The sequence below is a fragment of the Altererythrobacter sp. KTW20L genome (genome assembly GCF_023501975.1).
Classification (GTDB): domain Bacteria; phylum Pseudomonadota; class Alphaproteobacteria; order Sphingomonadales; family Sphingomonadaceae; genus Alteraurantiacibacter.
The window spans coordinates 98896-113582 of record NZ_JAMFLH010000006.1 but is presented as its reverse complement, the minus strand read 5'-3'; the positions used below and the strand labels follow the sequence as shown (position 1 = coordinate 113582).

16 protein-coding genes are annotated in these 14687 nt (G+C 65.7%); 8 read left to right on the top strand and 8 right to left on the bottom strand.

Features of this window, described 5'->3' with window-relative positions:
• The first annotated feature begins 8 nt into the window (after positions 1-8).
• Entirely contained in the window at positions 9-746 is a 738-nt protein-coding gene (locus M3P36_RS07560) for a L,D-transpeptidase family protein (protein WP_249702641.1), read from the top strand.
• Positions 747-749: 3 nt separating this feature from the next.
• Here the strand turns inward: M3P36_RS07560 and tilS are convergent, their stop codons facing one another.
• From tilS to M3P36_RS07535, 5 genes are all read right to left on the bottom strand, one after another.
• On the bottom strand, positions 750-1721 hold the full coding sequence (gene tilS, locus M3P36_RS07555) for a tRNA lysidine(34) synthetase TilS (RefSeq protein ID WP_249702640.1): 972 nt from the start codon (positions 1719-1721) through the stop codon (positions 750-752).
• On the bottom strand, positions 1705-2676 hold the full coding sequence (locus tag M3P36_RS07550) for a tetratricopeptide repeat protein (RefSeq protein WP_249702639.1): 972 nt from the start codon (positions 2674-2676) through the stop codon (positions 1705-1707). Before M3P36_RS07550 ends, tilS begins: the two co-directional genes overlap by 17 nt.
• A 130-nt stretch (positions 2677-2806) precedes the next feature.
• Complete coding sequence (locus M3P36_RS07545; protein WP_249702638.1) at positions 2807-3631, bottom strand: helix-turn-helix domain-containing protein; 825 nt, start codon at positions 3629-3631, stop codon at positions 2807-2809.
• Between the two features lie 121 nt (positions 3632-3752).
• A complete protein-coding gene (ptsP, locus tag M3P36_RS07540; protein WP_249702637.1) occupies positions 3753-6026 on the bottom strand; it encodes a phosphoenolpyruvate--protein phosphotransferase in 2274 nt (757 codons plus the stop codon).
• Positions 6027-6156: 130 nt separating this feature from the next.
• Complete coding sequence (locus M3P36_RS07535) at positions 6157-6312, bottom strand: YdcH family protein (RefSeq protein WP_249702636.1); 156 nt, start codon at positions 6310-6312, stop codon at positions 6157-6159.
• A 193-nt stretch (positions 6313-6505) separates the two neighbouring features.
• On the opposite strand from M3P36_RS07535, the gene M3P36_RS07530 reads away from it, so the two are divergent.
• Both M3P36_RS07530 and M3P36_RS07525 read left to right on the top strand, forming a co-directional pair.
• Positions 6506-6703: a YdcH family protein gene (locus M3P36_RS07530; protein WP_249702635.1), complete on the top strand. Its 198-nt coding sequence runs from the start codon at positions 6506-6508 to the stop codon at positions 6701-6703.
• A 124-nt stretch (positions 6704-6827) separates the two neighbouring features.
• A complete protein-coding gene (locus M3P36_RS07525; protein ID WP_249702634.1) occupies positions 6828-7295 on the top strand; it encodes a DUF1465 family protein in 468 nt (155 codons plus the stop codon).
• A gap of 8 nt (positions 7296-7303) precedes the next feature.
• Here M3P36_RS07525 and glpK read toward each other — a convergent pair whose 3' ends face one another.
• Positions 7304-8782, bottom strand: coding sequence for a glycerol kinase GlpK (gene glpK, locus M3P36_RS07520; protein WP_249702633.1), 1479 nt, complete (start codon positions 8780-8782; stop codon positions 7304-7306).
• Between the two features lie 25 nt (positions 8783-8807).
• Between glpK and M3P36_RS07515 the strand changes: the two genes are divergently transcribed.
• The 5 genes from M3P36_RS07515 to M3P36_RS07495 all read left to right on the top strand — a co-directional run bounded on the left by M3P36_RS07515 (position 8808) and on the right by M3P36_RS07495 (position 13711).
• Positions 8808-9710 (top strand): MBL fold metallo-hydrolase, encoded by a 903-nt coding sequence (locus tag M3P36_RS07515; protein WP_502798369.1) that lies wholly within the window; start codon positions 8808-8810, stop codon positions 9708-9710.
• An 8-nt stretch (positions 9711-9718) separates the two neighbouring features.
• Positions 9719-10390, top strand: coding sequence for a DUF4230 domain-containing protein (locus tag M3P36_RS07510; protein ID WP_249702631.1), 672 nt, complete (start codon positions 9719-9721; stop codon positions 10388-10390).
• Positions 10387-11373: a quinolinate synthase NadA gene (gene nadA, locus M3P36_RS07505; protein WP_249702630.1), complete on the top strand. Its 987-nt coding sequence runs from the start codon at positions 10387-10389 to the stop codon at positions 11371-11373. The genes M3P36_RS07510 and nadA overlap by 4 nt, the downstream gene beginning before the upstream one ends.
• 41 nt (positions 11374-11414) lie before the next feature.
• Positions 11415-12746: a DUF2254 domain-containing protein gene (locus tag M3P36_RS07500; RefSeq protein WP_249702629.1), complete on the top strand. Its 1332-nt coding sequence runs from the start codon at positions 11415-11417 to the stop codon at positions 12744-12746.
• Positions 12747-12829: 83 nt separating this feature from the next.
• Complete coding sequence (locus M3P36_RS07495) at positions 12830-13711, top strand: HpcH/HpaI aldolase/citrate lyase family protein (protein WP_249702628.1); 882 nt, start codon at positions 12830-12832, stop codon at positions 13709-13711.
• Positions 13712-13716: 5 nt separating this feature from the next.
• Here the strand turns inward: M3P36_RS07495 and M3P36_RS07490 are convergent, their stop codons facing one another.
• Both M3P36_RS07490 and lipB read right to left on the bottom strand, forming a co-directional pair.
• On the bottom strand, positions 13717-14019 hold the full coding sequence (locus M3P36_RS07490) for a hypothetical protein (RefSeq protein ID WP_249702627.1): 303 nt from the start codon (positions 14017-14019) through the stop codon (positions 13717-13719).
• A 5-nt stretch (positions 14020-14024) separates the two neighbouring features.
• Positions 14025-14675 (bottom strand): lipoyl(octanoyl) transferase LipB, encoded by a 651-nt coding sequence (gene lipB / locus M3P36_RS07485; protein ID WP_502798368.1) that lies wholly within the window; start codon positions 14673-14675, stop codon positions 14025-14027.
• Positions 14676-14687: the final 12 nt, after the last annotated feature.

Genomic DNA, 14687 nt, shown 5'->3' with positions numbered 1-14687 from the left:
ATGCTGGCATGAACGCTCTGGTGAAATGGATCGGGGGATCGACCCTGGTGGTGCTGGTGCTGATCGGCACCCTGGTGTTTGGCGGCAATGCGCTGGTGGCGCAGGGCACGACGGACGAAATGGCCACCTGGCTGGTGCTTGAAGACGTGCTGGGCGAGGAAGCGCCGCTGGCTGGCTCGCTCGATGGTATCGACCTGGCGCTTGACCAGCGGACCGACGTGGTGCCTGAATTCGTGTCCGAGCCGGTGGTGCAGGACACCCCGGCCTATGACCCCGAAAATCCCTTCGTCATCAAGCGCATCCTGCCCATCGAAGGCCCAATCCGTTATGGCGAATGGCACTGGGACGATGAAGGCATTCCCGAAGGGCCGCTGGTGGTGACGGTGGACCTGCAGGCCCGCGTGATCAGCGTGTTCCGCAACGGCTACGAGATCGGCGCGGCGGCTGCCCTGATCGGCGCGCCCAGCCACCCCACGCCGCTCGGCACCTTCCCGATCCTCACCAAGGAACGGCACAATGTGTCGGAGAAATACAACAATGCCCCCATGCCCTGGACCCTGCGTCTGACGTGGGACGGCGTGGCGATCCACGGCGGATCGACCGTCGAACGCGGCTATGCTAGCCACGGCTGCATCGGCGTGCCTGATGATTTCGCCAGCCGCATCTATGCCGAAGCACGGATCGGCGACGTGGTGATCATCACCGATGGCAAGATGGCCACGATCGGATCGCCGCTGAAGAGCTGAGCCTCAGCCCGAGCGGCGCGGGGGTTCGGGGCGGAAGAGCCAGTCATCGCCTTCGACTGTAGCGAGGACGCCGCCGAGATTGGCGCTTTTGTGTGCTTGCAGACGCTCGATGAGGTGCGCCAATTCCGAACCGCGTGGTTCACTGCCCAACGAGGCGAAAATCCTCCGCACCAACCGCATCTGCATCTCCGTGCCAACATATGGCTGACAAAAGCGGTATGCTCCATCATCAAGCGTGATGTGCCGACCCCACAGTTCGCGTCCAAACATATCAAGTGCGTCTTCTGCATCGGCAAGATTTGAGGCTGACCGGACCAGCGCCACGGGATCGAGCCAAACCGCATCGGCCAGCACCTTGCGAATGCGGACCCGATCATAGCGGTCATCGCTGTTGGAAGGATCGAGGACCACTGGAACTCCGGCGCACTCGACGACCTGTGTCAGTTCCTGACGGCGAAAGGTCAGAAGCGGCCGAATCAGCCCGATTTCCGGCCATGCGTCGATACAGCTGTCCTCTCGTACTCCGGCAAGTCCGGCTACGCCGCTGCCGCGGTTCAATCGCATCAGCAGGGTCTCTGCCTGGTCATCGGCATGGTGAGCAGTTGCGACATGGGTAAGCCCGCGTTGCTCGGCCCACTCGCCCAAGGCTTGGTATCGTCCCCTCCGTGCAGATGCCTGAACGTTTTTCATTGTGTTCCAGAATGCCGCCAGCACCGCACAAGCCACCCCCCGCTCGGCACAAGCGCGCTCCACCAGCGCACACTCGTCCGCCGCCTCTGGCCGCAGGCCGTGGTTGACCGTCGCCACCTCGAACCCACCGGGAATCGCTTCATGTGCCAGCAGCAGCATGGCCATCGAATCCGGCCCGCCCGATACGGCAAGGCCGATCTTGCCGCCCTCGGGGTTCAGCCGGTCGAGCGCCGCCTTGAACCGTGCCACCAGTTCCGGCGGCAGGGCATTACTGGCAATCGACACGGCCCCTGTTCGCATCATACTGGCTCTGCAACCGGCCAATGGCGAGCGCGGGGTAGGTCTCGCCGAATTCGGCGAGCGCGATGCAGGCGCGGCTGGTGTCGCCCAGCTGGATCATGCTTTCGGCGAGGTACAGCAGGCTGTCGGGCGCGCGGGCGGCCTGCTTGTTGGCCTGGTAGTTCTCGAAGAAATGGGTCGCCGCGCGGCGCGGTTCGCCCGCATCGAGGAAGGCCCGGCCCAGCAGGTTGCGCCCGAAGGTCACGCGCGAATGGGTCGGGTGCCGTTCGAGGAACAGCGCCAGTTGCTGCTGCGCCTCGGGGTAGAAGCCCGCTTCCCACAGCCGGAAGCCATAGACATATTCATCATCGCCCGCATCATCGGTGGCGGGCTTGAGGATCGCGCGGACTGCCGCCAGCCGTTCCGGCGTGGGGGCGGCTGTGGCCTGGGCCGGAGCCGAAGGCGTCGTTGCAGGAGTGGAGATTACGCCGGTCGGTGCAGGACCTGTCGTGGCAGGAGTAGCAGAGGGCGTGGCCGTGCCAAACGGAGGTGGAGGGGCGGCAGCGGCTGCAGCCGCCATTTCCATCGCCACCACGCGGGCTTCCAGCAGCATCAGCGAATTCTCGTTCACCTCGGTCGCAGCCACCAGCCTTGCAAGCTGCAGCTCGATCGATTCAAGGCGGCCGAGCACGCCGGTCAGCGCACTGGTATCTGCCACGGTAGAAGCCGCACCACTGGGCGCACCACCTTGCGGGGCGGTGATCTCGGGCTCGAAGAAGCGCTGGTCGCCGCCGGGGAAGACCTGCCGCTGCAGAGCGCGCAACTGGGTTTCGATCCGGGCCAGCCGCTCATCCGCCGTCTGCGCCTGGGCCTGGGCCACCTGAGGCATCATGCCCAGCGCCAGGCCCGCCAGCACCAGCGTTCCGCCCCATCGATTCAATCTAGCCAAGTCGCGTGCCATCGTGTCCCTTCCAAATCGCTCGCCTGCCCGCGAGGGGGCGTTCGGCTTACCTTTGCATTTCGTCACCCGAATAGCCGATTAACCACGTCGCGGGGAGCCGCCGCAAGGCGAAATCCCCCGTGGCGGTTACTTATCGCGGTGGTGCCGTGCTTGTGGTGGGCGTGGCTGCCGGAGCAGGCCGGGCCAGCAACGAGGCAGCATCAACCGGCGCATTGCTCACCGTCACCGGATCGGTTGACAGCATCGGTACGGCGCGATCCCCCACGGTTATAGCCAGCAGGTCCGGACGGCCGGTGATAATGCGCGGCCCTTCGGCATCAGCGGGCACGGTAAAGCTCTCGCCTTCGTCCATTTCGCCTTCCATCAGGCGGCGACCGTCGGCATCGGAAAACCGGACCCAGACCGTTCCTTGCGCGGTAAAGGTAACCGCACCCGCAGGATCAGCAGCAGGTGCGGCATCACCCTCGGCAGGTGCACCGGCAACCTGCGCGCTTTCCGCCTCGTCCTCGACCAGCGAGGGAAGTTCGGCGGCAGGGGCAAACAGCACGCGCGACATGGCATAGAGGCCCGCCAGCAGCAGGACCACCGCTCCGATCGAGAACCACACCAGCCGCCGCGTGGGTGCCCGCGCCGGATCGCCCGGCTCGTAGGTTTCGCGATGCTCGCGCTGGCTGGGGCCGGAGCTGTCGAGCTCGGCCCGCACTTTCTCGACCATCACTTCCTCGTCCAGCCCGGTTTCGCGCGCCATTGTGCGGGCGAAACCCACAGCATAGGCGCGGCCCGGCAGGGCAGCGAAATCGCCCGCTTCGACCGCGGCAATCTGGCGCAGTGGAATGCGCGTGCGCAGGGCCATCTGCTCCACGCTGATGCCGAGCTTCTCGCGCGCCAGGCGCAGTTGCGGCCCCGCCCCGCGCGGAGCCGTGAATTCCTCCGGCATTTCAATTTGTTCGGTCATTGCAATTCCGTTGACCCAGGTCGTCCCGGGGTTGGCCCCAGCCTCTTAACCTGAGTTAGAAGTATGGCAACACAATGCAACGCAGGGGTGACAAGTCAAGGACAGTGGCGCCCAACAAGGCCTATTCCACGTCGATTCCGCGTTCCGCTGCCCATTCCTGCAAAGTGGCACGCATCGAAGGGGGCGGGCTGGCCAGCCAGCCGTTCATCGCAAGGGCGATTTCGCGCGTGTCGATCTTGCGCACCAGTTCCTTGATCGGGCCCACTGCGGCAGGCGTGATCGACAGGCGGCGGATGCCCAGCCCGATCAGCGCCAGGGCCTCCAGCCGCCGCCCACCCATCTCGCCGCAGACGCCGATATCAACCGGCGAACCAGCGCAATTGACCAGCACCCGCTTCAAAAACCGCAGGATCGCCGGGCTCAGCCAGTCATAGCGTTCGGCCAGCGCCGGATTGGCCCGGTCGGCGGCGAACAGGAACTGGGTAAGGTCGTTCGTGCCGATCGAGATGAACGACACGCGCGGCAGCAGCAGGTCGAGCGTCTCTGCCAGCGAGGGCACTTCCAGCATCACGCCATAGCGGATCGCGCTGGGCAGCTTTTTGCGCTGCTTGCGCAGGAAATCGAGCTGGCCCTTGAACACCTCTTTGGCGGCGTCGAATTCCCATGGCTCGCTGACCATCGGGAACATCACGTTCAATTCGCGCCCCGCCGCGCCTTCGAGCAGGGCCCGCGCCTGGACCTTGAGCAGGCCTTCGCGTTCCAGCGCCAGCCGCAGCGCGCGCCAGCCCATGGCCGGGTTCTCGTCCCCCTTGCTGGTTTCGCTGGACAGGTAGGGGAGCGATTTGTCGCCGCCGATATCGACCGTGCGGAAGATCACCCGCTTGTCGCCCGCCGCTTCCAGCACATCGCGATAGAGCCGCGTCTGCCGTTCGCGCTGGGGCAACTGGGCGGACACCAGGAACTGGAATTCGGTGCGGTAGAGCCCGATCCCGTCGGCCCCGGTCATGGCCAGCATGGCAACGTCGTCGCGCAGGCCGGCGTTGATCATCACTTCGATCCGCTCGCCATCGCGGGTGAACGGTTCGACATCGCGCAGCTTGGCATATTCGGCCAGCTGCTGCTTCTTGCGCCCGACCCGCGTTTCAAAGGCGTCGAGCACACCCTGTGCCGGGCGAAGGGTGACGGTGGCGCTATCGCCATCGACCATCACCTCGTCGCCCTCGCGCACCAGCCCTCGCAGGTTGCGCAGGCGGCCGATCACCGGCACGCCCATGGCGCGAGCCACGATCACAACGTGGGCGGTCAGGCTGCCTTCTTCCAGCACCACGCCCTTCAGCCGCCGCTTGTCATATTCGAGCAGTTCTGCCGGGCCCAGGTTCTTGGCGATTAGCACCGTATCGCCCTGCAGGCCCATGCTCGCCGCCGTGCCCAGTTGCCCCGAGACGATGCGCAGCAGTCGGTTAGACAGGTCTTCCAGGTCGTGCATCCGGTCGGCCAGCAGCGGATCGGAAATCTCGCGCATGCGCTGTCGGGTGCGTTGCTGGACGCGCTCGATCGCGGCTTCGGCGGTCAGGCCGCTGTCGATCGCCTCGTTGATCCGGCGGCTCCAGCCTTCGTCATAGGCGAACATCTTGTAGGTCTCGATGACCTCCTCGTGCTCGCCCCCCATGCCGAATTCGGCCTGTCCGGTCATGGTGTCGATCTGCTCGCGCATCTTGTCGAAGGCGAGATAGACCCGCTGGCGCTCGGCTTCGGTATCTTCAGCTACGGTCTGTTCGATGGTGACGCGCGGCTGGTGGAACACCGCCTTGCCCACGCCCAGCCCCTTGACCAGCCCTAGCCCCTGCAAGACCTGCTGCCCGCTCTGCGCGCCGGACCGCTGGCCCAGATCCTCGCCATCGACCAGGCCGGCGTTGTGGATCAGTTCGGCCAGGACCATGGCTACGGTCTGCAGCGCCTCCAGCTCGACATCCTCATAGCGGCGCGGCTCGACATGCTGGACGGTGAGCACGCCGATGGCCCGTTCGCGCCGCACGATCGGCACGCCGGCAAAGGAATGGAACTTCTCCTCGCCCGTTTCGGGGCGGTACTGGAATTCAGGGTGGGTTGCGGCCTCATCGAGGTTGAGCGTTTCGGTGTTGGCGGCAATCGTACCGGTCAGCCCTTCGCCGATGCCCAGCCGGGTAACATGGACCGCCCCCTGTTCCAGCCCGCGCGTGGCGTAAAGCTCCAGCATCCCCTCGCGCAGGAGGTAGATCGAGCACACTTCGCTATCGAGCGATTCGCCGATGATATCGACGACACGGTTGAGCTTTGCCTGGGCATTGCTGCGCGCAGCCATGACCTCGTGCAGCTGGGTAAGAATGGATCTGGCGGCTGCGGCGGCTCCTGGCATGGGGCAGGACTAACGCATTATTTGCGCTTTGCAAAACGCTTGGAACAAATCGGGGGCCGGACCTAAGGCGGAACAGGCATTACGGCCTGCCCCGCCGTCCGGTCAGTGCTCAATCACATGACAGATGCGATCAGTTGATCGACAGTTCCTCCTTGAGGCGGAGTTTCTGTTTCTTGAGCGACTGGATCATCGACATATCGGGTACGGGGCGGCTCAACTCGTCCTTGAGCTTGCGTTCCAGCCCTTCGTGCTTGGCCTGAAGAGCGGCGACATGTGAGGATTCCATTGGCGTTCTCCTGTCGTAATGGGGCCCCAAGATGGAGCACCTGAACGATCACAAACGCGACTCGCAAACTCGTTTTCGAGCCGCGCAATTGTCATAAAAACACAGAACCCCTTTATCGGCAATGAAGGCCTGCTACGGAACGTGGCTTAACCGGGCTGGGCCGGGCCGGATAGAGTTCAGAAGGGGTGGCCGGGTGACCGAACAGGAAATGCGCAAGCGGTTGACGCAGTTGAAGATCGAGCACCGCGATCTCGACGCGGCCATTGCTGCGCTTACCCTTTCGGGCGGGCCCGACCAGTTGCAGATCGCCCGCCTGAAGAAGCGCAAGCTGGCCCTGCGCGACCAGATCGCCCTGATCGAGGACTATCTTACGCCCGACATCATCGCCTGAAAGCCGCCCCGCCGAAAACCCCGCCGGACACAAATCGTACCTTGGCGGGACAGCGTTACAGGAAACTGGAAATTAACCATCCTGGCTCTGGCGCAGAGCCCGCTCGCAAGCTAGCCAGCAAGGCATGGGGGACCCAGCAGATATCAGCCCGGCCATTGTGGAGGCCCTTTACAGCGATGCATTGGCGCTGGCCGACGAGGCGCGCGCCGCGTTCGACATGTCGGGCCGGCTCGACCTTGTCGGGGCGAGCGAGGAAATGTCGCGCATTGCCCTGTCGTGCGAGGCGCTGCGCACTACCACGCGGATGATGCATGCCCTGGCCTGGCTGCTCAACCACCGCGCCTATTTCGCCGGCGAGCTGAGCGAATTCCAGCTGCGCCGCCATGGCCGCCTGCCCGCCGCCCAGCCTGACAGCGATCCCGAACAGCTCGCCATGCTGGACCCGGCCTTGCAGAACCTGGTCCACCGCTCCCGCCGCTTCTACGAACGCGTCGCCCGCCTCGATCGCGCCTGGCGCGACAGGTTCGCCATGCAACCCGAAGCGGTCCACCGCCTGCGCAGCAGGCTGGGCGCGGCAATGGGCGGACTCTAGAGCTCCGCCTAAAGCACCCGCGCCAGCGCCGTTTCCCAGCACGCCAGCCGCGCTGCCCGCGTCGCCTCGTCCATCTGCGGTTCAAAGCGGCTGGTCTCGCCGATCATTGCTTCCGCCGCATCGTCCAGCGACGGATGGATACCCGCCCCCACCGCTGCCAGCATGGCCGCGCCAAGCGCCGTGGTTTCGGCAAAGGCCGGGCGGATCACCGCGATCTCCAGCAGGTCGGCAATGTCCTGGACCATCCAGTCGTTCGCCACCATGCCGCCATCCAGTTTCAGGCATAACCACGGCGCGCCATCGGCGGCAAAGCAATGTGCCAGGTCGCGGGTCTGGTGGGCCATGGCTTCCAGCCCGGCGCGCACCACCTGCGCCTTGCCGCTTCCCAGGCTGAGGCCGCTGATGATCCCGCGCACCTCGGGCCGCCAGTGCGGCGCGCCGAGGCCGCTGTGCGCCGGGACCAGCGCCACCCCGCCGCTGTCGGGAACCGATCGCGCCAGCGCCTCGGTTTCAGCAGCACTGGCGATCAGGCCCATGTCGTCGCGCAGCCACTTGATCAGTGACCCGGCCACGAAGACCGATCCTTCCAGTGCGTAGCAGCGCTTGCCGTCCACCTGCCACAGCACCGTGCCGAGCAGACGGTTGGCCGACTGCGGGATGCCGCCGCCCATGTTGGCCAGCACGAAAGCGCCGGTGCCATAAGTCGCCTTGGTCTCGCCGGGCGAAAGGCATCCTTGCCCGATGGTGGCCGATTGCTGGTCCCCCGCCATGCCGCAAACCGGGATTGCCGCGCCCAGCAGCGCCGGGTCGGTCAGGCCGAAATGCCCCACATTGTCGCACACCTGCGGCAAGGCAGCGCGCGGCACGCCGAACAGGTCGCACAGCTCCGCGTCCCAGTCCGCGCCGTCCAATGCCAGCAGCAGGGTGCGGCTGGCGTTGCTGGCGTCGGTCAGGTGCGCTTTGCCATTGGTGAGCTTGAACAGCAACCAGCTCTCGATTGTGCCGAAAGTCAGCCTGCCATCATCCGCTGCCCGCGCCACATCGGGTTCGTTATCGAGCAGCCAGCGCATCTTGGTGGCGGAGAAATAGGGGTCGAGCAAAAGCCCGGTCTTGCCGCGCACCTCGCCCTCGTGCCCGGCTTCCTTCAGCGCGGCGCACATGTCAGCAGTGCGCCGGTCCTGCCACACGACGGCGCGTGCGAGCGGCTGGCCGGTCTGGCGATCCCATGCCACCAATGTCTCGCGCTGGTTGGTAATGCCGATGGCGGCGATCCGCCCCGCCCCGCCGGCCTTGTCCACCATGTCGCGCGCGCAGGCGAGCGTCCGGTCCCAGATTTCGCCCGCGTCATGCTCCACCCAGCCCGCTTGTGGATAGTGCTGCGTCAGGTCGCGCTGGGCGACGCCGTGGACCTGCCCCCGCACATCGAACAGCATGGCGCGGGTGCTGGTGGTGCCTTCATCGAGGACGAGGATCAGTTTGTCGGTCATGGCATTCCCCTCTCTCCTGCCCCATATGCAAGCGATGGCCCTCCCCCCGCAACCCTGGCCCACGGGCACTTGTGAGCAAATCGAACCGCTGGTCGCCCGCGTGCTGGCGCCCAACGGCTCTCCGTTCACCTTCACCGGCACGCAGACTTACCTGGTCGGCGATGCGCGCGGGCTGGCGGTTATCGATCCGGGGCCGGACGATCCGGCGCACCTTGCCGCGCTGGAGGCCTCCATCGCGGGCCGCCCGGTGGTGGCCATCTGCTGCACCCACACCCACCGCGACCACTCGCCCGCCGCCGCGCCACTGGCCGACAGCACCGGCGCCCCGATCGTCGGCTGCGCCGCGCTGAGCATCGACAGCGATGCACCTCGTGTCGATGCGCCGTTCGACAAAGGCTACCGGCCCGACAAGGTCCTGGCCGACGGCGAGAGCATCACCGCGCCCGGCTTCACCCTCACCGCCGTCGCCACCCCCGGCCATACCAGCAACCACCTGTGCTATGCCCTTGAGGAAAGCGCGGCGCTGTTCACCGGCGACCACGTGATGGCCTGGTCCACCAGCGTGGTCGTGCCGCCCGATGGCGACATGGCGGACTACCTGGCCAGCCTCGACAAGCTCTACCAACGCGACGACCGCATCTACTACCCCGCCCACGGCCCGGCGGTGACCAAGCCGCAGCAACTGGTGCGCGGCATGATCGGCCACCGCCGCCAGCGCGAACGGCAGATCGTCAAGCTGCTCGCCGCACGCCCGCAGACCATCGGCGAACTGGTGCCGGTGATGTACAAGGGTGTCGCCGAATTTCTCTGGCCCGCCGCCGCACAAAGCGTGCACGCCCACCTGATCGAGCTTGAACGACGCGGCACAGTCACAATTTCGGGGCAGACATGGGCGGCCACCGGAACGCCGCAAGCGCGCGAACCGTAGAGGACTGCATGGACGATCACCCCCCTCCCGCCAGCCGGACACTGGAACAGCAACTCGCGCCGCTTCGCCGCGCTCCGTGGATCATCGTGGCGGTGCTGCTGGTGGCGACAAGCTGGCTGACCTGGCGGGCCTATTTCCACGAGGAGGAGGGCGATGTCATCACCAGCGCGATGATCGCGTTCGAGCGGCAGAATTCGCTCACCGTGTTCAGCTCGCGGTTCGAAGTGGTGGCCGAAAGCACCAATACCCCCAGCGTCGGCCCGTTCGATGTGGACCTGCTCGCCTCGCGCCAGGCCATGCTGGTGCCCGCCACGGTGGAATACCGCATCGACCTGTCGGACATGACGCGCGACAGCTTCCGCTGGTCGGCGGACGAGCAGGTGCTCGATGTGACCATCCCCACCCTGCGCATCTCGCGTCCCAACCTCGATGAAGCGCGGGCACGCATTTTCACCGAAGGCGTGTTCGTAAGCCGCACTGCCTCGACCGCGCTCAGCCGCAGCAATTCGCAAGTGGCCGAACGCAACGCAGTGGCCTTTGCCCGCAACCCCGAGATCCTTGCCCTGGCGCGCACGGCGGCAAGGGATGCAATCCGGCAAAATCTGGCTATACCGCTGCAGGTCGCAGGCTATGGCGACGTTACGGTAAATGTCCGCTTCGATGGAGAAACGAGCGAATGAGCGTCGATACCAAGATCCCCGCCGGCGTGGACCTGCTCGAAGAAATCAACCGCCTGCGGGTGGAGCGCAAGGCCGTGATCCTGGCCCATTATTATCAGCGCCCCGAATTGCAGGACCTGGCAGACTTCGTGGGCGACAGCCTGGAACTGAGCAAGAAGGCCGCCGATACCGATGCGGAAGTGATCGCCTTTTGCGGCGTGAAGTTCATGGCCGAGACTGCCAAGATCCTGTCGCCAGACAAGATCGTGGTCCTGCCCGACATGGACGCCGGCTGTTCGCTGGAAGACTCCTGTCCGCCCGAAAAATTCGCCGCCTTCCGTGAACGGCACCCGGATCATATCGCACTGACCTACATCAACTGTTCGACCGAGGTTAAAGCCTTGAGCGACGTGATCGTCACCAGTTCCAGCGCCGAGACGATCCTCAGCCAGATCCCCAAGGACCAGAAGATCATCTTCGGCCCCGACCGTCACCTCGGCGGCTATCTCAACCGCAAGTTCGACCGCGAGATGCTGTTGTGGCCGGGCGTCTGCATCGTCCACGAGGCGTTCAGCGAGCGCGAACTCATCAAGCTGAAGCAACAGCATCCCGATGCACCCGTGGCCGCGCACCCGGAATGTCCGCCACATATCGTGGACCATGCCGACTATGTCGGATCGACCAGCGGCATCCTCAACTTCGCCAAGACCTTCCCCGGCGATACCCTGATCGTGGCGACCGAGCCGCACATCATCCACCAGATGGAAAAGGCCCTGCCGGAAAAGAACTTCATCGGCGCGCCGGGTGCGGACGGCAACTGCAACTGCAATATCTGCCCCTATATGGCGCTCAATACGCTGGAAAAACTCTACATCGCCCTGCGTGACCTGCAGCCGCGGATCGAGATCGAGGAAGGGCTGCGGTTGCAGGCCAAGAAGAGCCTGGATGCCATGCTGGAGATGGCCGCAGGCACCGTGGGCAAGGGTGATCTGGGGCGGGCGTGAACCCGCAGCAACTTTCCGGGCGCCCGGGCGTTCCTTAACCTATGACAGCTCAAATCCGCTGGCTCTGGGCCCGCCTGAACGCGAACTACTGGTTCTATCCTGCTCTGTTCGCGGTGATCGGCGCGGCGCTGGCATTCCTGCTGGTGTGGATCGACCGCAGCGGGGCGGCCGACTTCCTCGATGACCTGTCGTGGTTCACCCAGGCGCGGCCGGATGGCGCCAGCCGCACGCTGACGGTGATGGCCAGCGCGATGATCGCGGTCGCCTCCACCGTGTTTTCCATCACCATCGTGGCGGTGAGCTATGCCAGCGGCACCTATGGCCCGCGCCTGCTGACCAATTTCATGGAGGACAAGGGCAACCAGTTCTCCCTAGCCACCTTCATCGGCACCTTCGTCTATGCCATCACCGTGCTGCGCGCGGTGCGCGGCGAGGACGAGACGGCAAGCATCTTTGCCGAAGCTGCCGATGCCACCGTCCAGTCCGGCTTCGTGCCGCAGCTGAGCTTGCTGGTGGCCTATATCCTACTGGCCGTGGCGATCGGCGTGCTGGTCTATTTCCTCAACCATGTGCCATCGGGCATCCGCATCGACAACGTGCTGAAAGGTATCGGCAAGCGGCTGATCGAGGCCGTGCACAAGACCTATCCCGAACAGGGCGATGGCGACGCCAATGGCGCGCGCCCCACGGGCGTGCCGGTCCATGCCAACAAGGCGGGCTATATCCAACTGGTCGATTTTGCCGCGCTCGACCGGTTGGGGCGCGAGGCGGACCGCGACATCGTACTGAAAGTGCGGACCGGCGATTTCGTCCATCCCGGTGTAGTGATGGCCGAACTGTGCGGCATCGGCCCGACCGACGATCTGTGCGGTGCGATCCACGAGCATTTCTCGCTGGGTGCATCACGCACGCCCGAACAGGATGCGCAGTTCCTGATCGACGAACTGGTCGAGATCGGCCTGCGCGCCCTGTCGCCGGGCATCAACGATCCCTTTACCGCCATCACCGCGCTGCACTGGCTGGGCGCGGCTACGGCGGAACTGGGCACCCGGAGCCTCGAAAAGCGGATCGGCGAGGATGATGGCGAGCCATGCCGCGTATGGCCCCTGACCGACGATTTCGCCCATTACGTTGCGCGCGGATTCGGTGCCTTCCGTTCTGCGGCGGCAACCAGCCGCATCGCCGCCATGGTGATGTTCGACTGCCTGGAAAATGCCGCCGCCCCGATCGCCTCGCCAGCCAGGCGCGAAGTGCTGCGGCTGGAAGGCCGCCGCCTGATCGAACAGGCCCGCACCGTGCTGACCGGCCCGGACCTCGCCACGCTCGAAAACAGCTTTACCGCCTTTAACCGCGCACTTTCACCAAGCTCTTAGGGTTTTGCCCCTAAGGGCCGCTCTGGTATCAGCCGCAGCGAGTGTCGCGCTGGCCCCAATTTGCTGGCCCCGGAGCATTGCCTATGAAGACCCGTTCCTGGCTGTTCGTCCCCGGCGACAGCGAAGCCAAGCTGGCCAAGGTGGCCGGATGCGGCGCCGATGTGGTGGTGGTGGACCTGGAGGACGCGGTCGCCCCGCAGTCCAAGGGGCTGGCGCGCGAAATGGTGGTGCAGTGGCTCAACGCGCACCGCCAGCAGGTGGTGTCGGGCGGGCAGTTCCAGCGCTGGGTGCGGATCAATCCGGTCGGCGGGCACCTGTGGCGCGATGACCTGGCGCAAGTGATGCGCGCGCGGCCCGATGGTCTGGTGGTGCCCAAGGCGCTGGGAATGGACGAGATGCGGATGCTGGCGGCCGAAATCTATGAAGTGGAGCAGCGCAGCGGTATCCAGCCCGGTTCCACCCGCGTGCTGCCGATGCTGGGCGAAACCCCGCAATCGGCCCTGAACATCGGCGAATTCGCCCGCGAGGACATGCCGCGTCTTGCCGGTCTCACCTGGGGCGCGGAAGACCTTGCCGCTGCGCTGAGCGCGAGCCGCAAGCGCGACGGTGCAGGTCTCTGGACCGACGTGTTCCGCATGGTGCGCGCCCAGGTTCTGCTGGCCGCCCATGCCCGCGGGTTGGCGCCGGTGGATACGCTCCATGCCGAATACCGGGATCTCGACACGCTGAAGCGCCTTGCTGCAGACAGCTTTGCCGACGGGTTCGCCGGGATGCTGGCAATCCATCCCGACCAGGTGCCGGTGATCAACGCCGCCTTCACTCCATCGGCAGGGCAACTGGCAGAAGCGCGCGCCATGGTGGACTTGTTCGCCGCCAATCCGGGCGCGGGCGCGCTGGCGCTGGACGGGCGGATGGTGGAAACGCCGCACCTGCAGCGGGCGAAACGGCTGCTGGGGCAGGTCTGACTAGCCTACTCGGCTTCGGCCTCTTCGACCGCAGACACAGCTTCGGCCGCGCCCTCTTCCGAGCCCTCCGCACCCTCATCCGCCGCACCGCCGCCAGCCGTGCCGGTCGAGCGCGGTTCGTCCGCCATCAGCGGCGGCTGCGATTGCAGGGTGTCGGATGCGATCATTTCATCGCTGATCGAGCCGGGCAGGATCTCGCCCGAAGCGCTGCCGCCCGTCTCTTCTACCGGCGCATCGTCCGTGCAGGCGGCCAGCAGCACGAGCAGTGCCGCAGCAGGAGCGAGGTAGGACAGGCGCGGGGCGGTCATCACAGTCATTCTCCCAAAGCAGCAAGGAAGGCGCCGCTGGTGCTGCGCAATGCCTCATCCCATTCCCCCGGCGCAAGGGCAATGCCGAGCCGTTCCATGCTGGTGACGCCATATTCGGCGATGCCGCAGGGCACGATGCCGGTGAAATGGGTGAGATCGGGCGACAGGTTCACCGCAAAGCCGTGCATCGTCACCCAGCGCCGTACGCGCACGCCGATGGCGCCGATCTTGGCCTCGCGCCCGTCGATGTCGCGGGTCCAGATGCCGACGCGGTCGGGCACGGCCCAGCTTTCCACGCCGAAGTTGCCGAGCGTGGCGATCACCCAGCTTTCCAGCCCGTGGACGAACCGCCGCACGTCGCCCCCGCGCTTGGCCAGGTCCAGCAGGACATAGGTCACCCGCTGGCCCGGCCCGTGATAGGTATGCCGCCCGCCGCGCCCGGTCTCCACCACGTCGAACCGCGCATCGAGCACTTCGGCGGGGTCGGCGCTGGTCCCGGCGGTATAGACTGGCGGATGGTCCAGCAGCCAGATGAGTTCGCCCGCCGAGCCGCTGCGGATGGCGGCCGCCCGCGCTTCCTGTTCGGCCAGCGCCTCGCGATAGGGCACCTGTTGGGGCGATACGCGCCATTCGGGAAAGGGAAGATCGTGCATCATGGCAGGCTGCCT